The organism is Bradyrhizobium sp. LHD-71, assembly GCF_031157255.1.
GTDB lineage: Bacteria > Pseudomonadota > Alphaproteobacteria > Rhizobiales > Xanthobacteraceae > P52-10.
On sequence record NZ_JAVIFX010000024.1, the window covers coordinates 104989 to 124714 of the forward strand.

20 protein-coding genes are annotated in these 19726 nt (G+C 63.1%); 10 read left to right on the forward strand and 10 right to left on the reverse strand.

Annotation, left to right across the window (positions count from 1 at the left end):
* Positions 1-2: 2 nt before the first annotated feature.
* Positions 3-209 carry a hypothetical protein gene (locus tag RCO31_RS24565; RefSeq protein WP_308971203.1) on the forward strand — a complete coding sequence of 69 codons (207 nt, stop codon included), beginning with the start codon at positions 3-5 and terminating at the stop codon, positions 207-209.
* A gap of 8 nt (positions 210-217) precedes the next feature.
* On the opposite strand, the gene RCO31_RS24570 is transcribed toward RCO31_RS24565, so the two are convergent.
* The 3 genes from RCO31_RS24570 to mtgA all read right to left on the reverse strand — a co-directional run bounded on the left by RCO31_RS24570 (position 218) and on the right by mtgA (position 2171).
* Positions 218-838, reverse strand: a complete 621-nt coding sequence (locus RCO31_RS24570) for a hypothetical protein (protein ID WP_308971204.1) — start codon at positions 836-838, stop codon at positions 218-220.
* 132 nt (positions 839-970) lie between these two features.
* Entirely contained in the window at positions 971-1153 is a 183-nt protein-coding gene (gene rpmF / locus RCO31_RS24575) for a 50S ribosomal protein L32 (RefSeq protein WP_024509484.1), read from the reverse strand.
* A gap of 307 nt (positions 1154-1460) precedes the next feature.
* Positions 1461-2171: a monofunctional biosynthetic peptidoglycan transglycosylase gene (gene mtgA, locus RCO31_RS24580; RefSeq protein WP_308971205.1), complete on the reverse strand. Its 711-nt coding sequence runs from the start codon at positions 2169-2171 to the stop codon at positions 1461-1463.
* A gap of 158 nt (positions 2172-2329) precedes the next feature.
* On the opposite strand from mtgA, the gene RCO31_RS24585 reads away from it, so the two are divergent.
* The 3 genes from RCO31_RS24585 (at position 2330) to RCO31_RS24595 (ending at position 5708) form a co-directional block, all read left to right on the forward strand.
* On the forward strand, positions 2330-3268 hold the full coding sequence (locus tag RCO31_RS24585) for a farnesyl diphosphate synthase (RefSeq protein ID WP_308971206.1): 939 nt from the start codon (positions 2330-2332) through the stop codon (positions 3266-3268).
* Positions 3268-3945, forward strand: coding sequence for a DUF1345 domain-containing protein (locus RCO31_RS24590; RefSeq protein ID WP_308971207.1), 678 nt, complete (start codon positions 3268-3270; stop codon positions 3943-3945). Before RCO31_RS24585 ends, RCO31_RS24590 begins: the two co-directional genes overlap by 1 nt.
* Positions 3946-4100: 155 nt before the next feature.
* Entirely contained in the window at positions 4101-5708 is a 1608-nt protein-coding gene (locus tag RCO31_RS24595) for a Na+/H+ antiporter (RefSeq protein WP_308971208.1), read from the forward strand.
* A 326-nt stretch (positions 5709-6034) separates the two neighbouring features.
* Here the strand turns inward: RCO31_RS24595 and ispG are convergent, their stop codons facing one another.
* The 3 genes from ispG to RCO31_RS24610 all read right to left on the reverse strand — a co-directional run bounded on the left by ispG (position 6035) and on the right by RCO31_RS24610 (position 8919).
* Positions 6035-7312: a flavodoxin-dependent (E)-4-hydroxy-3-methylbut-2-enyl-diphosphate synthase gene (gene ispG, locus RCO31_RS24600; protein ID WP_308971209.1), complete on the reverse strand. Its 1278-nt coding sequence runs from the start codon at positions 7310-7312 to the stop codon at positions 6035-6037.
* Between the two features lie 185 nt (positions 7313-7497).
* Positions 7498-8412, reverse strand: coding sequence for a DMT family transporter (locus RCO31_RS24605; RefSeq protein ID WP_374991529.1), 915 nt, complete (start codon positions 8410-8412; stop codon positions 7498-7500).
* A gap of 12 nt (positions 8413-8424) precedes the next feature.
* Positions 8425-8919 (reverse strand): transcriptional repressor, encoded by a 495-nt coding sequence (locus tag RCO31_RS24610; RefSeq protein ID WP_308971210.1) that lies wholly within the window; start codon positions 8917-8919, stop codon positions 8425-8427.
* 207 nt (positions 8920-9126) lie between these two features.
* On the opposite strand from RCO31_RS24610, the gene RCO31_RS24615 reads away from it, so the two are divergent.
* From RCO31_RS24615 to RCO31_RS24640, 6 genes are all read left to right on the forward strand, one after another.
* Positions 9127-10233, forward strand: a complete 1107-nt coding sequence (locus tag RCO31_RS24615; RefSeq protein ID WP_374991530.1) for a patatin-like phospholipase family protein — start codon at positions 9127-9129, stop codon at positions 10231-10233.
* Positions 10234-10479: 246 nt separating this feature from the next.
* Positions 10480-10656 (forward strand): hypothetical protein, encoded by a 177-nt coding sequence (locus RCO31_RS24620; RefSeq protein WP_308971211.1) that lies wholly within the window; start codon positions 10480-10482, stop codon positions 10654-10656.
* A 204-nt stretch (positions 10657-10860) separates the two neighbouring features.
* Entirely contained in the window at positions 10861-11406 is a 546-nt protein-coding gene (locus tag RCO31_RS24625; RefSeq protein WP_308971212.1) for a MarR family transcriptional regulator, read from the forward strand.
* Positions 11399-12538, forward strand: a complete 1140-nt coding sequence (locus RCO31_RS24630; RefSeq protein WP_308971213.1) for an HlyD family secretion protein — start codon at positions 11399-11401, stop codon at positions 12536-12538. Before RCO31_RS24625 ends, RCO31_RS24630 begins: the two co-directional genes overlap by 8 nt.
* Positions 12535-14118: a DHA2 family efflux MFS transporter permease subunit gene (locus RCO31_RS24635; protein ID WP_308971214.1), complete on the forward strand. Its 1584-nt coding sequence runs from the start codon at positions 12535-12537 to the stop codon at positions 14116-14118. The genes RCO31_RS24630 and RCO31_RS24635 overlap by 4 nt, the downstream gene beginning before the upstream one ends.
* A 93-nt stretch (positions 14119-14211) precedes the next feature.
* Positions 14212-15195: an SDR family oxidoreductase gene (locus tag RCO31_RS24640; RefSeq protein WP_308971215.1), complete on the forward strand. Its 984-nt coding sequence runs from the start codon at positions 14212-14214 to the stop codon at positions 15193-15195.
* A gap of 245 nt (positions 15196-15440) precedes the next feature.
* Here RCO31_RS24640 and argC read toward each other — a convergent pair whose 3' ends face one another.
* The 4 genes from argC to pcaF form a co-directional block, all read right to left on the reverse strand.
* Entirely contained in the window at positions 15441-16418 is a 978-nt protein-coding gene (gene argC / locus RCO31_RS24645) for an N-acetyl-gamma-glutamyl-phosphate reductase (protein WP_308971216.1), read from the reverse strand.
* Between the two features lie 260 nt (positions 16419-16678).
* A complete protein-coding gene (gene pcaG, locus RCO31_RS24650; protein WP_308971217.1) occupies positions 16679-17272 on the reverse strand; it encodes a protocatechuate 3,4-dioxygenase subunit alpha in 594 nt (197 codons plus the stop codon).
* Positions 17272-17970, reverse strand: a complete 699-nt coding sequence (gene pcaH, locus RCO31_RS24655; RefSeq protein ID WP_308971218.1) for a protocatechuate 3,4-dioxygenase subunit beta — start codon at positions 17968-17970, stop codon at positions 17272-17274. The genes pcaG and pcaH overlap by 1 nt, the downstream gene beginning before the upstream one ends.
* 172 nt (positions 17971-18142) lie before the next feature.
* Entirely contained in the window at positions 18143-19351 is a 1209-nt protein-coding gene (gene pcaF, locus RCO31_RS24660) for a 3-oxoadipyl-CoA thiolase (protein WP_308971219.1), read from the reverse strand.
* Between the last annotated feature and the right edge of the window lie 375 nt (positions 19352-19726).

The window sequence follows — 19726 nt, forward strand, 5'->3', positions numbered from 1 at the left end:
TCGTGCCGGTCACAGCGCCGGACACGGAAAGCAGCAAGTACGACTGGGTGGTCCAGCCCGATGCCCGCTTCGTGGTGCATCTCATTGCGACAGCGACTCGTGCACCGCAGACCCGTGAGTTCGGTCGGGCGGCACCCGACGATGCCGCAACGCGCTATTCCAGCGCGGCCAGGGCCGCCAGCAGTTTCGCGGTCTCGCGCAACGCCTGAAGCCGATGTTAACGCCGCGGCGTGTCGGTCGGTTCGGGAGGCAGGATTTCTTGATTCGGCGCGATCGGGGCATCGCGCTGTTCAGCCGAGGACTGCGGCCGCTCCGGGTGCGGCGCGGGCGCGCGCGTCTCGGCAATCTCGGGAGCCACCGGCTCCGGCGCGGCCTGCGAGGTCTGTGCAGCCGTCCGCGCGACGACAGGCTCCGCGGGAGCCGCGGGCGGCGGAGGCGCCGCGCGTGCGACCCCAGGCTTCGGCCGGACCGCGCGAATGCTGATGCCGGCAATCAAGTCAACGAAGGCCATCAGCATCAACAGAAAGAACGTCGAATTCGCAAATTGCGGCAGCAGCAGAAATTCCGCCGCAGCCGCCGCAAAGACGATGAACGAAAGCAGATGATCTGTGACGTATTTGGCGCCTGGGCGGGCCGATTTCACCACTTCGAAGAACAGCAGCAACAAGCCGACCGCCAGCAGGACATCGCTGAACGTAATCGTCCATGACTGCAGCGACGGCAGACCGACCGTGGCGACGGGCTCTTGCAGCCGGTCGAGCCCCAGCCCCATCAGGAAGACGACGATGTTGACGACCGCAAGCGGGATCAAAAGCAGCGGGAAACCGATCATCGACATCGGCTGGCCTTCCTCAAGCGATCAAGAACTGCATGAGCCGGGGCCGCTTGTGGCCCTCGCCGCCTCTCGTCGTGCAGCGTAATGCACGCCTGATACGAGCTTATCGTCCAGTCCGGACGATAAGCTGTGCGATCAGGATTCTTTTTTCTTGAGAACCTGGCGGCCCTTGTACATCCCGGTCTTCAGGTCGAGATGATGCGGACGGCGCAGTTCACCGGAATCCTTGTCCTCGACATAGGTCGGCTTCTTCAGCGCGTCGGCGGAGCGGCGCATGCCGCGGCGGGACGGCGAGGTTTTTCGTCTTGGAACGGCCATAGGGGAGTGTCCTTGAACTCTTGTTCGCCGCCTGCCGGCGCGCGTCGAAATTCGGAAATGAGCCGCGCTTATAGAGGATGGCCGCGGGCAATTCTAGTGTCCGGTTCTAACGTTAGGATCCGTTGCGATAACGGCGCCTGCCAACGCGAGAACCTTAAAGGCGCTGGCAACTCCATGAAGCTAGTGTGCTTTTTGGATCCGCCTCCGCGCTAAGGCAACCTGGACGTAAATCCGGCGCTGGCGGCCGCACCGGTGGCGCGCGCCCGCAGAACCGCAGGCCGGTGCAGGATTCCGGCCGGAAATCGGTCTATCTGGCGCTGGCGGCCGTGCCGCTGGCCTGTCTCAAGCAGTCGGCGATTTCGGGGGCGCCCCGCGCCCGCGCCACATACCGGGCGGCGATGTTCCGCAACCCGGGGCGGGGCTTGCCGGCACTTCGCGTTACCGGATTGGGCAGGATCGCTACCATCAAGGCGGCCTGCTGCGGCGACAGGTTCCGGGCCGACCGGCCAAAGGCATGCTGTGCCCCCGCCTCGGCGCCGAACTGACCGTTCGGCCCCCACTCGGCGATGTTGAGGTAGATTTCCAGCACGCGCCGCTTCGGCAGGACGAAATCGATCCAGATCGCCAGCGGAAACTCCAGCGCCTTGCGGACGAAACTGCGGCCGGGCCAGAGGAACAGGTTTTTCGCCGTCTGCTGGCTGATGGTGGAGGCGCCCCGCCCCGCCTCGCCATCCTGCATCTCGTCGATGGCGTCCTGCAGCGCATCCCAATCGATGCCCCGATGCGCGCAAAATCGGGCATCTTCCGCAGCAATCACGGTCAACGGCAGCACCGGGGCAATTTCGGCATAATCAAGCCACTCGCGCGTGACATTCTGGCCGGTGAACCAGCGGGCCAGCATCAGCGTCGAAACGGGATGACCCGTGCGATAGACTGGAACCAGGACATATGGCATCGCCAGCAGCACGAAAACGGCGAGGAACAGCGTCCGGGCCAACCTGCGGAATCGATGGGCCATGAAGCGAAAAACCGGACCGGCGGGTAAGAGCGGATTTGAACGATTAACCCTTTGATCGGGATGGTCACCGGTCTGGAATGTCAAGTCTTTCGCCGGAATTGACGAGTTCCGCGCCATGATCGAATGTCCAGCCGAAAAGCATCTCACGATGGATCGATATGAACGCCAATACTGCCAAGCCTGTTGTCGACAAGCCATTCGTCCAACGGCTCGAGGCCACCGCAGCAGCCACTGAAGCGCTTCTCCTCGAACTCCTGTCCGACAACCCGCTCGATAACGAGATCGTCCGACCGAAGCGCCTGCTCGATGCGATGCGCTACGGCAGTCTCAACGGCGGCAAGCGGCTGCGGCCGTTTCTCGTGGTCGAAAGCGCTGCGCTGTTCGACGTCCCGCACAAGTCGGCGCTGCTCGCCGGCGCAGCGCTCGAATGCATCCACTGCTATTCGCTGATTCACGACGACCTGCCGTCGATGGACAACTCCGATCTCCGTCGCGGGCGGCCGACAACGCACAAGGCTTTCGACGAGGCCACTGCGATCCTCGCCGGTGACGCGCTGCTGACGATCGCCTTCGACATTATCACCCGCGACGACGTTCACCGCGATGCGAGTGTGCGGCTGTTGTTGACGCGTGCCCTGGCGCGCGCGTCGGGCATCGGCGGCATGGCCGGCGGTCAGATCATGGATCTCGCCGGCGAAGGTCGCTTCGGCGACAAACAGCCGCCGGATGTCGAGAAGTTGCAGCAAATGAAGACCGGTGCACTGCTCCACTTCGGCTGCATCGCCGGGGCCCTGCTCGGCAAAGCATCGAAGCTGGAGTATGCCGCGCTCGATAGCTACGGTCGGGCGCTCGGCGAGGCCTTCCAGATCGCCGACGACCTGCTCGATCTCGAAAGCGATGCGGCGACGCTCGGCAAGCCGGCCGGACAGGACGACGCCATGGGCAAGACCACGTTCGTCACGCTGCTCGGGGTCGACGGCGCGAAGCAGCGCCTGAAGAATCTCGTCGGCCAGGCCGACGCCGCGCTCTCCGGCTTTGCGGACCGCGCCGACGTGCTGCGTGCCACCGCAAGATTTGTGGCCGAGCGCCAGAGCTGATGAACACCGGCGATCCTGACCGACGCAGTCTCGATCGCATTCAAGAGCTGTCACGCCCAATCCGCTTTCTCCGCGTCCGGATCCGCCTTGTCGGATCCGTCGCGGCTGGCGTGCTGGTGCTCATGCTGTTGCCGCAGGCCTGGCGTTGGACCACCCGAACGCTGACCGCCTGGGACGTCACCGTCGTCCTGTATCTCGTCACCACCTACGCGATGATCCGGCGCACGGACACCTCGCACATTCGCACCCATGCGATTGCCGCGGACGATGGGCGGTTCGCAATCCTCTTTCTCACCGCGGGAGCTGCGCTTGCAAGCCTTCTCGCCATTGTCGCCGAAATCGGCACATCCCATCGCGGCATGAACGAGATCCTGCTGGCGGTCGTGACCATCGTCATGTCCTGGGCGATGGTGCACACGACCTTCGCGCTCAACTACGCCCATGACTACTACCGTCCGCGCGTGGCCGGCGGGCTGAAGTTTCCGGGTGAGGAGAAGCCGGACTATTGGGATTTCATCTATTTCTCGTTCGTCATCGGCATGACCGGACAAGTCTCCGACGTCGCGATCACCGATCGCGGCATCCGCCGGACGGCGACCGCGCACGGCATCGTTTCGTTCGCCTTTAACACGGCACTGCTGGCGCTGATGGTGAACATCGCGGCGAGCACGCTTTGACGGCGGCTCGACGAGCCCCATCCGGCCTGCGCCGGCAGCAACGTGTTCTGCTCACATCGTCGAAAGTCGCACGCGTGCCGGCCCTACTTCCGTTGCAAAGGCGTTGACCTGAACCGGTCAACGGGCGAAGGAGGGCGCGGAGGACACCTTCGCTCGTGGAAGCCGGTTTTCAGATATTCCTGGTGCTGCTTGCAGTCCTCGCAAGCGTTGCGCTGCTGGCCAGGAAGCTCGATATCGCGCCGGCGGTCCTGCTGCTCGTCACCGGCATCGGCCTCGCCTTCATCCCCGGCCTGCCGCGTGTGGAGCTCGCACCCGATCTCGTGCTGCTCTTGATCCTGCCGCCGCTGATCTATTCGGCCAGCGTCGCCATGAGCTGGCGCGATTTCAAGGCGAACCTGCGCCCGATCGCCCTGCTCGCAATCGGCTGCGTGATCTTCACCGCCTGCGCGGTGGCAACTGCCACGCACTATCTGATCGGCCTGCCGTGGAGCGTCGGATTCCTGCTCGGCGCGATCGTTGCACCGCCGGACGTGGTCGCCCCGCTCGCCATCGCGCGCCGGCTGCGCCTGCCGCGGCGCATTCTCATCATCCTCGAAGGCGAAGGACTCGCGAACGACGCGACGGCGTTGATCCTTTATCGCTTCGCTGTGGTTGCAATCTCGACCGGCGCGTTCTCATTGTCGCGTGCGAGCGCGACCTTTACCGCAATCGTCGCCAGCGAGGTCGTCTTCGGCCTCGCTGTTGGCTGGCTTTCACTGCGCCTGCGCAGGTGGGCCGACAGCCCCAAGGTCGAGATCATCTTTTCGCTGATCACGCCCTACATCGCGTTCTGGGTGCCCGAGCATCTTGGCGGCTCCGGCGTGCTCGCGACCGTCGCCTGCGGACTCTACATCTCCTGGAACGGACCGCTGCTGATCTCGTCGGCAACGCGGCTGCAGGGGATCTTCTTCTGGGATCTCGTGATCTACCTCACCGAGGGGGCGCTGTTCCTGCTCACCGGCTTCCAGATGCGGCTGTTGATCGAAAAATCGAAGGCGTTCCCGCTGACCGAGATTCTCGGCGCCATCGCGCTGGTTTCCGTCGTCGTCGTCGTGGCACGCTTCGCCTGGGTCTTTCCCGGCACGTATCTGAGCCGCTTCGTCAGCGGCAGGTTTGCACAACGCGATCCCTGGCCACCCTGGCGTCAGGTCTTCATCATTGCTTTCACCGGCGTGCGCGGCGCGGTGTCGCTCGCAGCCGCGCTCGCCCTGCCGCTTGCGCTGCCAGGCGGCGAAGGTTTTCCCTACCGCGACATGATCCTGTTCGTCGCGTTCGGCGTCATCTTCGTCACGCTGGTCGGACTCGGATTGACCTTGCCGCTGGTCGTCAAGCTGCTGGGCGTCAGCCATTTCGGCAACGACGAATATCAGCGCGAGCGGGTTGCCGAACTCGTTGCCCGGCGCGAGGCGCTGGAAAACGTGCACGCGACGCTGCTCGACATCGTCAAAAGCCATCAGATCGCCGACGAAATCATCGACGAGCTCGAGGCTCGTCATCAGCATCGCTGGCGACAGCTTCCGAACCCGGAGAAGGAAATCGCCGCAGACCTGTTCCTGCTCAGCGGCAAGATGCATCGCAAACTCATTCAGGAGGAACGCCACTTCCTTCACGCGATGCTGCGCGACGGCAGGATCACCGACGAGACGCGCCGACGGATCGAGCACGACCTCGACCTCGAGGAGGCGAGCATCGGCAATCGCGAGCACGCCGGTATGCTGCTGTAGTGTTCATCATTGCAATAGATGTTCACTAACTCGATGAGGGCGACGTTTTGAGCCGTCACTGCCAAGCATTGCGGGTTCGTCCCTGCGAACGCAGGGACCTAAGACCACCGAGCCGAATGTGTTCGCAAGCGGATGTTCACGACGTCAACAAGCGCACATCGCCTGATAAACGACACGGCGCATGGATCCTGGCTCGGCGCTTCGCTTGGCCGGGACGACTCATTGGGTTCGATTGTCAATGGCAGGCGGCGTAAGGCTCTTAATCACCCTCGCCTTCATGCGTGCGAGGGAGAGGGGGCGCGACGACGAACAGTCGCTTCGGGCGCTTACTCGGCCGCGGTCTTGCTGCCCACGCCAAAACGGTGATCGATGTACTGGATCACCATCTCCTTGAAGTCGGCCGCGATCGTCGGGCCGCGCAGGGTCCTGAACTTCTTGCCGTCGACAAAAACCGGGGCCGCCGGGGTTTCACCGGTGCCGGGGAGCGAGATGCCGATGTCGGCATGCTTGGACTCGCCGGGACCGTTGACGATGCAGCCCATCACCGCGACGTTGAGCTGCTCGACGCCCGGATACTTGGCCTTCCACTCCGGCATCTCGTCGCGGATGAACGACTGGATCTCGCCGGCGAGCTCCTGAAACACGGTCGACGTCGTGCGGCCGCAACCCGGGCAGGCGGCGACCAGCGGCACGAAGGTGCGGAAGCCCATGGTCTGCAGGATTTCCTGGCCGACCTGCACCTCGAGGGTGCGGTCGCCGCCGGGCTCCGGCGTCAGTGAAACGCGGATCGTATCGCCGATGCCTTCCTGCAGCAGCACGCCGAGCGCGGCGGACGAGGCGACGATGCCCTTCGATCCCATGCCGGCTTCGGTCAGTCCGAGGTGGATCGTGTAGTCCGAACGCCGCGCCAGCTCGCGATAGACCGCAATCAGATCCTGCACCGCCGAGACCTTGGCGGAGAGAATGATACGGTCGCGCGAGAGGCCGATCTCTTCGGCACGGACGGCCGACAGCAGCGCCGACTGCACCATCGCTTCGCGCGTCACGGCGCGCGCATCCTTCGGACGGTCCGACGCCGCGTTTTCGTCCATCAGCTTGGAGAGCAGTTCCTGATCGAGCGAACCCCAGTTGGCGCCGATGCGCACGGTCTTACCGTACTTGATCGCCATCTCGACGATGGCGGAGAACTGGGTGTCGCGCTTGTCCTTGAAGCCGACATTGCCGGGATTGATGCGGTACTTCGCCAGCGCCTCGGCACAGGCCGGGTGATCGGCGAGCAGCTTGTGGCCGATATAGTGGAAGTCGCCGATCAGCGGCACGTTGATGCCGCGCTTGTCGAGGCCATCGCGGATGTGCGGGACGGCTGCAGCGGCCTCGTCGCGGTCGACCGTGATACGCACGAGCTCGGAGCCGGCGCGGGCAAGCGCTGCCACCTGGGCGATGGTGCCCTGGACGTCGGCGGTATCGGTGTTGGTCATCGACTGCACGACGATCGGGGCGCCGCCGCCGACCTTCACGCCGCCGACGATCACAGGCACGCTGACGCGACGCGGGCTGGGGCCTGCAATATCGACGTCAGCGGCGACATTCGCGAGTTTGTTCATCGTCGGTTCCCGGGGAGCTTATCTGCGGCCTGAATATCAGTCCTATATGCCGAACTTCAACAACGAATGGTTCAAGGCGGACAGGCCGTTCCCGCCCCCAAACCAGTTGGAACGGAGGAAAACGCCCCAAAACAGGGCTTAGCTAGGGTGTTTTCCCTAGCCCTGCGACCCCTGTCACAGAACTTTCAAGTGCGCGCCGGACGGTTAACCAGGAACAGGCCCGCAATCACGAACGCGACGGCAACCGCGAAGGCCAGCGAAATCGGCTCATCGAGCACGATATGTCCGGCCAGCACGCCAAACAGCGGGGTCACGAACGTAAACGCGGTCAGCTTGCTGGCCGCATAGGTCTTCATCAGGCTGTACCAGAGCAGGAACGTGATCCCAACCACCCAGATGGTCTGGTAGGCCAGCGACACGAGCGCGACCGGCCCGGGCACTTGCGCCAGCGTCTCACCCAGACCCAAGGAACCGAGCGTCAGCAGCGGCGCCGATACACCGGTCTGGTAGATCAGCGTCTTTTCCGCCGGCGCCTTTGACAAATTGCTCATCTTGAAGATGAGCGTCGTGAGGCCCCAGCCGAGCGCCCCGAGAATCAAGAGCAGGTCGCCGAACAGCACCCTCGCGTCGACATCGGCTTGCGGCACGCCGATAGCAATGACGATGCCTGCGAAGGCAAGCGCAAGTCCCGCCCACTGCTCGCCTCTGAGCCTCTCACCCAACAGGTTGACGGCGCCGAAGGCGACCACGAACGGCGCAGTGTAGAGAAAGATCACCGCCCGGCTCGCGGTCGTGTACTGCAACCCGAAAAAGATCAGCACGAATTCAACCGCGAACACCGTGCCCATCAGCAGGCCTGCAGGCAGCGTGCCGTCACGACGAAACAGCGGGATGCCGCGCAGATACGACGCTATCAGGATGACGAGCAAACCGCCGACCGAGCGCGCCGCCGCCTGCATCAACGGCGGCACCTCCGGCAGCGCGAGTTTCACCATCACATTGTTGATGCCCCAGCTCAGGCACAACAGCAGCATGATGCAGATCGCTGACACGGTCAGCGGCGGCGCCGGCGGGTTCGCCGCCCCCGTCATCGATGCCATGGAAAATCTTCCTCAGCCCGCCTTGCTGCAATTGGCGCAGATGCCGGTCATTTCCACCACCGTCATCTTCGGCGCGAAACCGGTCGCGCGCGCGCCGACGATCAGCGGCTCGGTGACGTTCGAAGCGGCGACCTCGCCGACCGCCCCACACCGCTCGCAGATCAGGAAAGCGACCGACGAGGATGAATCGTGATTGTGCGCGCAGGCGAGAAAGGCATTGCGGCTTTCGATCCGATGCACGAGACCCTGCTCCATCAGAAAGTCGAGCGCGCGGTAAACGGTGATCGGCGCGGGTCGTGCGACGCGTTTCGCCAGCTCCTCGATCACGTCATATGCCCCGAGCGGACGATGCGACGCGAGCAGCGCCTCGAGCACGTGACGGCGGATCGGCGTGAAGCGCTGGCCGCGCTGGGAGCAGACGGATTCCGCGTGCGCGATCGCATCCGCGGCACAGCGGGCATGGTCGTGACCCGGGTCGTGAAAGACGGGAGGGGCGGATTGGGACATCGCGGCTATCTAGTCATTGCTTGGCATGCGCGCATCTGCGTGGCGACAACGCCGATTCGGGACATGCGAGGACAAAGGTATTGTGTCCGTCATCACCGCCCCGCGCAAACAATGTGCTTCGCAATGGGTAATATTGCAATGCAATAATTCCATCCTATGTCGCGTGTATCCAAGGCTGTGGCCGACACAGGTGCCGGGAACTCCGCATTGCCCAGTTTCAAGTCCTATCTGGAAGGCCTGACGAACCTGCGTTTCGACACGCGGCGCGACCGGCCCAAATCCGGCAGGAAGAAGATCAATCTCGCCCTGCAGGGTGGCGGCGCCCATGGCGCGTTCACCTGGGGCGTCGTCGACCATCTGCTTGCCGACGGCCGGCTGGAAGTCACCGGCATTTCCGGGGCGTCGGCTGGCGCCATCAATGCAGTGATGATCGCGGACGGGCTGGCGCGCGGCGGCCCGGAGGAGGCGCGCAACCGCCTCGCGGCGTTCTGGCGGGCAGCGAGCACGGGCGGCGACCTTCCACCGGTGCAGCGAGCGGTTGCCGATCGCCTGTTCTCGCTGCTGCCATTCGCCACGACGCCTGTTCAAGGCTGGTTCGAGACGATGGCGCGCTACTTTTCGCCGTACGAGTTCAATCCGCTGAACATCAACCCCTTGCGCGATCTGATCGATCGGTTTGTGGATTTCGACGCCGTACGCTCGGGCCAGCTCGAACTCTTCATTTCGACGACCAATGTGCACACCGGCCGGACGCACATCTTCCCGCGCGACAAGATCGACGTCGACGTCGTGATGGCGTCTGCAGCGCTGCCGCTGCTGTTTCGCGCGGTTGAGATCGACGGCGTTCCGCACTGGGACGGCGGCTACATGAGCAACCCGCCGATGTTTCCATTCTTGCAGGCAACCGATGCGGACGACATCATCATCGTCCAGATCAACCCGGTTCAGCGCAAGACGACCCCGCGCACGTCCGGCGAGATCGTCAACCGGCTCAACGAAATCAATTTCAACTCCGCGCTGATCGCCGAGATGCGCAGCATGGAGTTCGTCAACGGCCTGATCGACGACGGCCACCTCTCCGAAGGAGCGGGCGCCAATCGCTATCGTCGGCTCAATATCCATCGCATCCATCTCGGCGGACTGGCGACACGGCTGAGTGCGGCGAGCAAGCTGCACACGGATTTTCAGTTCTTCGACCTGTTGCGGCGGGCAGGTCAGCGCGCCGCCCGGCGCTTCCTCGATCAGCATTACGAGGCGATCGGCGTGCGCTCCTCGATCGACGTCGCGGCCGAATCCGGCGTCGAGTGGGCGTGAGGCACTCAACTCGCCGAGCATTTTTCGAATGGAGAACGGTTCACCGGCCGAGGCAGCCTGCCCGGCATGCGGCGCCCCTCATCGTCCGCTGGGTAATGGATTGATCTCCTACGCTGGAAACGCGCGGACCGTGCTTATCATCTCGCGCGATCTCCGCACTGGATCAAAATATGATCTACGCGCAAGCTAACGGTGCCCGGACGCACAAGATCGGGCGACACTTTGAACGAATGGCGGGCGGTGAACATGAATGGAAATCGTTACTATGGGGTACGAGTCGAGGGAGCGAAATACGGCGTGAGCTTCGGCAGCGCTCTGGCTATCGCGATCTCTTACACGGCCAACCATTCGATCCTTTGGGCAATCATCCATGGCATCTTGGGTTGGCTGTATGTGATCTACTACGCACTGTTTCGGTCGTAGCCTTGCCGCCTGGCATTGCACTCCGACGATTGGAATAAACCTGGAAATGCACACGCAGGCATTAAGGCTCATAACCGAATCTCAACCACGTATCGGTTTTGCGGCGCAGCATGCATGCGCGAATCGCAGGTGGGCTCGGCGATAAACCGCGTATTCAAACTGATGAGCTAGCTTATCGTATCCATTGTTTATGGAATCGATACGATGCTAGCCCGTAATCCTGACCATCATTTCCTGTTTGCGCTCGCCGACCTGCAGCGCGCCGTTCGCGCCTATGCCGACCAGAAAGCCGCCCGCCACGGCATCACCCGCGCCCAGTGGGCGGTGCTGGTGAAGCTGCACAAGGAAGAGGGGTTGCAGCAGGCAAAGCTCGCAAAACTCCTTGATATCCAGCCGATCACGCTGACCCGGCTGGTCGACAAGCTGTGCAAAAGCGGGCTGGTCGAACGGCGCGCCGACGAGACCGATCGCCGCGCCAACCGGCTGTATTTGACGCCGGCGGCGAGGCCCTTGATCGTGAAGCTGCGGTCGCTGCGCGAGGAGATCAATCAGACAGCGCTCGCCCACCTCAAACCCGCCGAAGCCGATCGCTTCGTTGCCCAACTCGAGCTGATCAAGGAGAACGTCCGCACCGCCTACAAGGCAGGGTGCGAGGCGCGCAAGGCTAGAGCATTTTCCGGAAAGGTGGATACCGGCTTTCCGCAAGAAAATGCGACCACTAAAAGGAAGCTGGGGCGCCGCAATGGCTGATCCGGTGCTCAAATTTCCTGGCGAGCAGCCCCCGCCTGCCGCAGACTCGAAAAGGAAACCCCTCTCGGGCCGCTTCAACCGCACGCGCCGACTGATCCTCTTGGTGGTCATTCCGCTGATCGCCGGTATTGCCGGACTTGTCGTCTATCTGTCCGGCGGACGGTATATGACCACCGACAACGCCTATGTCGGCTCGCAGAAGGTGCTGGTGACGCCGGACATCTCCGGCAAGATCAGCAAGGTGGTGGTGCGCGAAGGCCAGCGCGTGCAGATCGGCGACGTTCTGTTCGAAATCGACGCTGAACCGTTTCGCCTTGCCCTGACGCAGGCTCAGGCGCGCGTCGCCAACGTCCGCACCGACCACGCCAATCTCCTGACCACCGACAAGGCACTCGCGCGCATGATCGAGCTTGCGCAGAAGACGGCTGACCTCAAGCGTCAGGACGTCGAGCGCAAATCGACGCTGATGGCCAATCGCAGCGGTTCGCAATTCGACCTCGACGCGTCGCATGCGCAGTTCGTCGTTGCCCAAACGCAAGTCGAACAACTCAGTCAGCAGCAGGCGAGCATCCGCAACCAGCTTCTTGGCAACTCAAAGCTGCCGCTCGAACAATTTCCGCCCTACATGCAAGCCAAGGCCGCGCTCGATCAGGCTCAACGCGACCTCAATCACACCACGGTGCGCGCACCGCTCGCAGGCAATGCGACCCAGGTCGACAATATCCAGATCGGTCGCTACGTGAATGCCGGCACGCCGGTCTTGAGCGTGATCGATGACGCCCATCCCTGGGTCGACGCCAATCCGAAGGAAACCGACTTTACTCATGTCACGCTGGGGCAGCCGGTGACGATCGTCATCGATGCGTTTCCGAACCACACATTCAAGGGGCGCATCACGTCGCTCAGTCCCGGTACCGGCGCGCAATTTGCGATCCTGCCGCCGCAAAATGCCAGCGGAAACTGGGTCAAGGTCGTGCAACGCGTGCCGATCCGTATCTCGTTCGACGCAGACGAGAATACGCAGAAGCTGCGCGCCGGCATGAGCGCCTATGTTTCTGTCGATACCGGCCGCAGCCGTTCACTATCGGCGTTGCTTGGACTTTCCGCGCCGGCGCAAGAAACATCCAAATGAGTGCCCTCGCCGGACCGGCGAATGCACCAGGGGCGCGACGCGCCATCATCGTCACCTGCGCGATGGCAGGGTCGGTGATGCAGACGCTGGATTCAACCATCGCCAACGTCGCCCTGCCGTTCATGCAGGGCTCGCTCTCGGCCTCGCTGGATCAGGTCAACTGGGTACTGACATCCTACATCGTCGCCGCCGCGATCATGACCGCGCCGGTCGGCTGGCTCGCCGCGCGCTTCGGCCGCAAGCGGCTGTTTGTGACCTGCACGGCAACGTTCACGCTGGCGTCGGTGCTGTGCGGGATGTCGCAAGACCTGACCCAGCTTGTCCTGTTCCGTCTGCTGCAGGGGGCGGCGGGCGCCGCGCTGATACCGCTATCGCAATCGCTGGTTATCGACCTTTATCCGGCGCACGAGCGCACAAAGGCGCAGTCGATCTTCGGCATGGGCATCATGCTGGGCCCGATCATGGGGCCGACGCTCGGTGCATGGCTGACGGACCAGTACTCCTGGCACTGGGTGTTCCTGGTGAACGTGCCTTTCGGGCTGATCGCGACCTTCGGCCTCTTCATGTTCATGGACGAGACGCCGCCGAACACCAAGCTGAGGTTCGACTGGTTCGGCTTCGCCGCGCTTGCGGTCGGCATCGGCGCCTTGCAGCTTGCACTCGACCGCGGCGAGCAGGTCGGCTGGTTCGAGTCCAATGAGATCATTGCCTATGCGATCATTTCGGTCGTCGGCGTCTACTACTTCCTCGCCCATTCGCTGACCACGCCCGAGCCCTTCATCCGTTTCGACCTGTTCAAGGACCGCAACTACGCTTCATCCTGCATTTTCATGGCGGTGATGGCGGTGGTGCTGTTCGCTACGATGGCGCTCGTGTCCCCGTTCCTGCAGCAGGTCGCGGGCCATCCGGTTCTGTCAGCCGGCATGATCCTGTCGTCGCGCGGCGTCGGCACCTTCTTCGCGATGATGACGATCCGTTCATCGATGAAGTATTTCGAGGCGCGCACGACCATGATGGTCGGGCTGGGCATCACCGCCTACACGCTCTATCTCATGTCCACCTTCACCAACGACACGGCGGCGAGCACCATCTTCTTCGTCGGCGTGCTGCAAGGCTTTGCCTTCGGCATGGTGTTCGTCGCGGTCAACACCGTCGCGTTCCTCACTCTTCCTGACAACCTGCGCACCTATGGGGCGTCGTTTCAGACATTGATCCGAAATATATCGAGCTCGTTCGGCATTTCGGTCGTGATCGCGCAGCTTTCCGAAGGCGCACGCCGTTCTCGTGCTGAACTCGGCGACTTCGTCAATCCGTTCAATGACGCACTGAAGATGCCGGATGTGGCGAACATCATCGATATGTCGACCGATTCTGGCCGCGCGCTGGTCGACCAGATGCTCAATATGCAGGCCTTGATCATCGCCTACGCCAACGACTTCCGCCTGTTGACGTTCTTCGCCTTGCTCGCCCTGCCGGTCGCCTTCATCATCGGCCCGACCAAGGCCATCTTCCTTGAACGAACGCAGGCACCGCCACCGGGCCAGCGGCCGCAAAGTCCGCCCAGCGAACCGGCGGAGTGAGCTGCACTGGCGCTTGTTTCGACGGAACTCTGAACCGAGGAACAAGCCGTGCCGATCGGCGATTGCTCTCTCTGCCAAGCCAGGGAGAGACCGATGGCCTCGAGCGACACACGCCGCGGTGAGAAAACGGCAAAGGAACATCGCGACATCCAACGCAAGGTCGACGCGAGCGACCGCAACCAGTCCGGTAAGGACAAGCCGAAGGGAGCTGTGCAGGCCGGTGCCCGGAAGTACCCCGAGCCGCCGCTGCCGGCACAACACCACGCCAAACCCGGCAATGAAGCGACGCTGGTTCCGGAGCCGATGTACGACGCCCCCCACTACGAAGGCTCGAACAAGCTGCGCGGCAAGGTGGCGATCATCACCGGCGGCGACTCAGGCATCGGCCGCAGCGTCGCCGTACTGTTCGCGCGCGAAGGCGCGAATATCGCCATCGTCTACCTTTCCGAGCACGACGATGCCAGGGACACCAAGCGGGCCGTGGAGAAGGAAGGACAGCGCTGCCTGCTGATCGCCGGCGACGTAAGCGATGCGGCGTTCTGCAAGGATGCAATTGCACAGACCATCGAGGAATTCGGCCGCCTCGATATCCTCGTCAACAATGCCGCCTTCCAGGAGCACGTCAATTCCTTCGAGGAGCTGACTGACGCGCATTTCGACCGGACATTGAAGACCAATCTGTACGGCTATTTCTACATGGCGAAGGCAGCGGTGCCGCACTTGCGCGTAGGCAGCGCGATCGTCAATTCGGGCTCGGTGACAGGCCTTTTCGGCAGCACGGGCGCGCTCGACTACGCCATGACCAAAGGCGGCATCCATGCCTTCACGCGCTCGCTGGCCGCTCAATTGATCGACCGTGGTATTCGCGTGAACGCGGTGGCGCCCGGGCCCGTGTGGACGCCGCTCAACCCTGCGGACAAGAGCGCGGAAAAGATCAAGACCTTCGGCGGCCAGACGCCGATGAAGCGCCCCGCCCAGCCGGAGGAAATCGCACCGGCCTACGTCTTCCTCGCCGCGCCCTCCTGCTCCAGCTACATCACCGGAGAGATCCTGCCGGTCGTTGGCGGGTACGGCTAGAGCATGAAATCAGGTTTGTAAGGTCGACCACACTCATTCGGCGTCATGCCATAGCCGTTCGAAGAACGGCGTCGCACCGCCCGCCTATGGATGGGGAATCCAGTATCCCGGAGCGCGAGAGTTCAGATCGCTAACGCTGCGGCGTACTGGATGCCCCTTCGCGGGCATCACAACGAAGATTCAGCTCAAATCACCGCTGTGACGCACAGCTTCAACACCGGGCAGTTTGAGAGGCGCGCTTGAGCTCACGTCTCGACGCCAAGCATCAGGCCGATGTTCTGCACGGCAGCTCCGGAGGCGCCCTTGCCGAGATTGTCGAGCCGCGCGACCAGCACCGCGTGCCGGTTCTTCTCGCTGCTGAACACGCGCAACTCCATCAGGTTGGTATCGTTGAGTGCAAGCGCATCGAGCCGCTGGTCCTTGATCGTGGGATCAACGTTGACGACTTTCACCCATTTCGCACCCGCATAGTGCGCGGCGAGTGCGGCCTCGAGATCCGCAGCCTTCGGCTTCCCGGGCAAGGTATCGAGATGCAACGGCACCGACACCAGCATGCCTTTGCGGAAATTGCCGACCGAGGGCACGAAGATCGGCCGGCGCGTCAGCCGCGAATACTTCTGCAGCTCCGGCAGGTGCTTGTGCTCGAAGCCGAGACCATAGAGCACGAACAGCGGCGCCTTCCCCTGCTCGTAGCTCTCGATCATCGACTTGCCGCCGCCCGAGTAACCCGACACGGCGTTGACGGTGACGGGATAGTCAGCCGGCATCAGTCCCGCGTCGACCAGCGGACGGATCAGCGCAATGCCGCCGGTTGGATAGCAGCCGGGATTCGAAACTTTAGCCGCCTTGGCGATCGCCTCAGGCTGCTGCGGGGTCATCTCGGGCCAGCCATACGTCCAGCCGTCCGCGACCCGGTGCGCCGAGGATGCATCGAGAATGCGCGGCGCCTTCGCTCCGAGCTCTTCGGCAAGCGCCACCGCCTCCTTTGCCGCGTCGTCCGGCAGGCACAGCACGACAAGATCGGCCTCCGCCATCATCGCCTTGCGCGCGGCGGCATCCTTGCGCTTGTCCGGGTCGATCGAACGCATCTCCACGCCGGCAACGTTCGCCAGCCGGTCGCGGATTTCGATCCCGGTGGTGCCGGCCTCGCCGTCGATGAAAATGACCGGTTTGCCAGCGGCCCTGGTCGCGGAGCCGGACTTATCCAGAGTGGTAGTGGCCATGAGCGTTGTCTCAGTGTTGTCGGGCTTGCGGTGGTTCGAGCGATATCCGAATAGCGATACTTGGATTTTGTAACAAAAAAGCCGCGCTTCGGTTCGGGCGCGGCTTCGAGCGACTTTCGGTGCGTTTTATGCAGCCGTCATCGCTCCCGCGCGGTGCGGGCCAAACGGCGACGGCGAACGATGGTGCAGCCAGAAATCATGGCAGGGTATATGCGCGCGATCGCCCCGGCCGTCAATATCGGAGGACGGCTCTGCCGTCCTCAAATGTCGAAGAATACCGTCTCGCGGTCGCCCTGGATGCGGAAGTCGATGCGGTAGAGGGGGTTTTTGGCATCGCGCGTGGCAATCAAGGTGTCGCGGCGATCGGCAGGCACCAGCTTGAGAATCGGGTCCGCCGCGTTGCAGGCCTCGTCGGAGAAGTAGATGCGCGTGAACAGGTGCGTCAGGATTCCGCGCATGTGGATCGCGACCAGAATATGCGGCGCCTGCATCTCGCCGTTCGGCCCCGCTACACGGCCGGGCTTGACCGTGTCGAACGCAAAGCAGCCTGACATGTCGCTCTCGACCCGACCAAATCCCTTGAACGACGAATTGGGCCGGCGCGGGTCGCGCGGGTGCGCGAAACGGCCCTGCCCGTCCGCTTGCCAGATCTCGAACAGGATGCCGTCGATCGGCGCGCCTTCGCCGTCGAACATTCGGCCCTCGATGCGGATACGCTCACCGACCGCATCCGTCGTAACCAGATCGCCATTCACGAGCTGCGGCCACGCGTAGTTCGTTTTGCCGTTCTCGTTCGGTGTCAGACAGGGCGCAGCGAACGGCCCGATTGTTTGCGACGGCGTGGTTCCGGACATCAGTCGGAGTCCTCCGGCGTGGCGTTGCGCCCGCGCAGCACGATGTCGAAACGGTAGGCGAGCGCCCAGTCCGACACGGTGGCCTCGAGGTCGAACGCCGAGATCAGCCGGTTGCGGGCGAACTCAGGGATCGACTGGGCGATCGGGTCCAGCGCAAACAGCGGGTCACCCGGAAAATACATCTGCGTCACCAGGCGCGAGGTGAATGCGGTGCCGAACAGCGACAGATGAATATGCGCCGGCCGCCAGGAGTTGCGATCATTGGGCCACGGATAGGCACCGGGCTTGATCGTCGTGAACGTGTAATGGCCCTTCGCGTCAGTTACCACGCGCCCTGACCCGGTGAAGTTCGGATCGAGTGGCGCGGGATGCTGATCATTGACATGGGTGTAGCGCCCGCACGAATTCGCCTGCCAGATTTCCACGAGCGTATCAGGCACGCCGCGGCCGTCCTCGTCGACCACCCGGCCATGTACGATGATGCGTTCGCCGAGTGGCTCGCCGGTATGCTGACGCGTCAGGTCATTGTCGGTTTCGCGCACCGACTCATGGCCGTAGACCGGACCGGTCAGTTCTGACAGCGTGTGCGGGACGACGATCAGCGGCTTCACCGGCGCCCGGCGCACGGTGCTCTTGTAGTCGGGATACAGAAACGGCGGGTTCGCTTTCTTGCTGTCGAGCGGATAGACGATGCTCATTGCCGGCGTCCTCCCTGAGGTAGCCGCCCACGTTCCACCATCCTCAGGCGCTGCGCAAGAGGTCCAAGATAAGGGCTCCAAGACAAGGCTCCAAACGAGCGCTCTCAAGGAACCAGAAATTCGCGTCCCGCAACGCCACTCTCCCCGCGAGTGGGAGAGTGGCGGAGCAAGATCAGTTCAGCTTTTCGATCGCGACCGCGACGCCCTGGCCGACGCCGACGCACATGGTGGCCAGCGCGAGCTTGCCGCCGCGCTTCTCCATGCCGTGCAGCGCCGTCATGGCGATCCGGGCACCGCTCATGCCGAGCGGGTGGCCGAGCGCAATCGCGCCGCCATGCGGATTGACGAAGTCCGCATCTTCCTTGACGCCGAGCTGGCGCAGCACCGCGATGCCCTGCGAGGCGAACGCTTCGTTGAGCTCGATCAGGTCGAAGTCGCTGATCTTCAGACCGAGCCGCTCCATCAGCTTGCGCGTCGCCGGCACTGGGCCGATACCCATCACCCGCGGCGGCACCGCTCCGGACGCGAGGCCAAGGATCTTGCCGCGCGGCTTCAGCCCATGCTTCTCGACCGCTTCGGCGGAGGCGAGGATCATCGCGGCTGCGCCGTCGTTGACACCGGACGAATTGCCGGCTGTCACCGTGCCGGGATTGCGGAATGCCGGCCTCAGCTTCGCGAGGCCTTCGAGGGTGGTCTCGGGGCGCGGGTGCTCGTCCTTGTCGACGGTCACCGGACCTGCCTTGCCGCCGGGAACGGCGACCGGAATGATCTCTTCGGCAAAATAGCCGGACGCCATCGCCTTGCCCGCACGCTCCTGCGAGCGGATCGCGAACGCATCCTGGTCGGCGCGCGAGATCTGGAATTCCTCGGCGACGTTCTCGCCGGTCTCGCCCATCGCATCGACGCCATACTGCGCCTTCATCAACGGATTGACGAAGCGCCAGCCGATGGTCGTGTCATAGATCTCCGACGAGCGCGAAAATGCTTCCGCCGCCTTGCCCATCACGAACGGCGCGCGCGTCATCGACTCGACGCCACCGGCGATGCCGAAATCGATCTCGCCGGCGCGGATCGCGCGCGACACGCTGCCGATCGCGTCGAGCCCGGACGCGCAAAGGCGGTTCACCGTGCTGGCCGGCACCGAATCGGGAAAGCCCGCTAGCAGCACCGCCATCCGCGCCACGTTGCGATTGTCCTCGCCGGCCTGGTTGGCGCAACCGAACGACACTTCATCCAGATCGGCCCAGTCCACATTCGGGTTGCGCTCCTTCAGTGCCTTCAGCGGTGCAGCACCCAGATCGTCAGTCCGGATCTTCGCAAGCGAACCGCCAAACCGTCCGATCGGCGTCCTGACCGCGTCACAAATAAAGACATCGCGCATGGTGGCTACTCCTCCTGCGCCCCGGGAAAAGGGGCACACCGTTGTTGTCCGCGAGTGAAGAATGCGATTGTTCGGACGCGTTTTTAGGAAGTGCTCAGGACAACGTCAAATCGTGGCGCGCTGGTTTGGACGCATTTTTGACCGAACAGCCATGCATACGCCAGAGAGTGCCAGTACTGTTAAGCTAGTGTCCCGGCTCTAACGTTCGCATCACCTTGCGGCAACCTCGCCTGCGAACGTCAGAACAGCGAGGGACACTAGTGTCCCGAATCCGAAGTTCGCTATACTTTGCAGCGAGCTCAGAGCGAACTTCGGATTCGATCAGGACACTAGCAAGTTTATGATTCTAGTGTCGTTTATGGATCAGAAATTCGC

What these genes read in the sequence shown, in the direction of transcription:
- rpmF (WP_024509484.1), bottom strand. Translation starts at nt 1,153, where the DNA reads ATGGCCGTTCCAAGACGAAAAACCTCGCCGTCCCGCCGCGGCATGCGC.
- RCO31_RS24610 (WP_308971210.1), bottom strand. Translation starts at nt 8,919, where the DNA reads ATGTCCCAATCCGCCCCTCCCGTCTTTCACGACCCGGGTCACGACCAT.
- RCO31_RS24570 (WP_308971204.1), bottom strand. Translation starts at nt 838, where the DNA reads ATGTCGATGATCGGTTTCCCGCTGCTTTTGATCCCGCTTGCGGTCGTC.
- ispG (WP_308971209.1), bottom strand. Translation starts at nt 7,312, where the DNA reads ATGAACAAACTCGCGAATGTCGCCGCTGACGTCGATATTGCAGGCCCC.
- argC (WP_308971216.1), bottom strand. Translation starts at nt 16,418, where the DNA reads ATGGCCACTACCACTCTGGATAAGTCCGGCTCCGCGACCAGGGCCGCT.
- pcaG (WP_308971217.1), bottom strand. Translation starts at nt 17,272, where the DNA reads ATGTCCGGAACCACGCCGTCGCAAACAATCGGGCCGTTCGCTGCGCCC.
- RCO31_RS24620 (WP_308971211.1), top strand. Translation starts at nt 10,480, where the DNA reads ATGAATGGAAATCGTTACTATGGGGTACGAGTCGAGGGAGCGAAATAC.
- mtgA (WP_308971205.1), bottom strand. Translation starts at nt 2,171, where the DNA reads ATGGCCCATCGATTCCGCAGGTTGGCCCGGACGCTGTTCCTCGCCGTT.
- RCO31_RS24625 (WP_308971212.1), top strand. Translation starts at nt 10,861, where the DNA reads ATGCTAGCCCGTAATCCTGACCATCATTTCCTGTTTGCGCTCGCCGAC.
- RCO31_RS24585 (WP_308971206.1), top strand. Translation starts at nt 2,330, where the DNA reads ATGAACGCCAATACTGCCAAGCCTGTTGTCGACAAGCCATTCGTCCAA.
- RCO31_RS24630 (WP_308971213.1), top strand. Translation starts at nt 11,399, where the DNA reads ATGGCTGATCCGGTGCTCAAATTTCCTGGCGAGCAGCCCCCGCCTGCC.
- RCO31_RS24590 (WP_308971207.1), top strand. Translation starts at nt 3,268, where the DNA reads ATGAACACCGGCGATCCTGACCGACGCAGTCTCGATCGCATTCAAGAG.
- RCO31_RS24605 (WP_374991529.1), bottom strand. Translation starts at nt 8,412, where the DNA reads ATGGCATCGATGACGGGGGCGGCGAACCCGCCGGCGCCGCCGCTGACC.
- RCO31_RS24635 (WP_308971214.1), top strand. Translation starts at nt 12,535, where the DNA reads ATGAGTGCCCTCGCCGGACCGGCGAATGCACCAGGGGCGCGACGCGCC.
- RCO31_RS24640 (WP_308971215.1), top strand. Translation starts at nt 14,212, where the DNA reads ATGGCCTCGAGCGACACACGCCGCGGTGAGAAAACGGCAAAGGAACAT.
- pcaH (WP_308971218.1), bottom strand. Translation starts at nt 17,970, where the DNA reads ATGAGCATCGTCTATCCGCTCGACAGCAAGAAAGCGAACCCGCCGTTT.
- pcaF (WP_308971219.1), bottom strand. Translation starts at nt 19,351, where the DNA reads ATGCGCGATGTCTTTATTTGTGACGCGGTCAGGACGCCGATCGGACGG.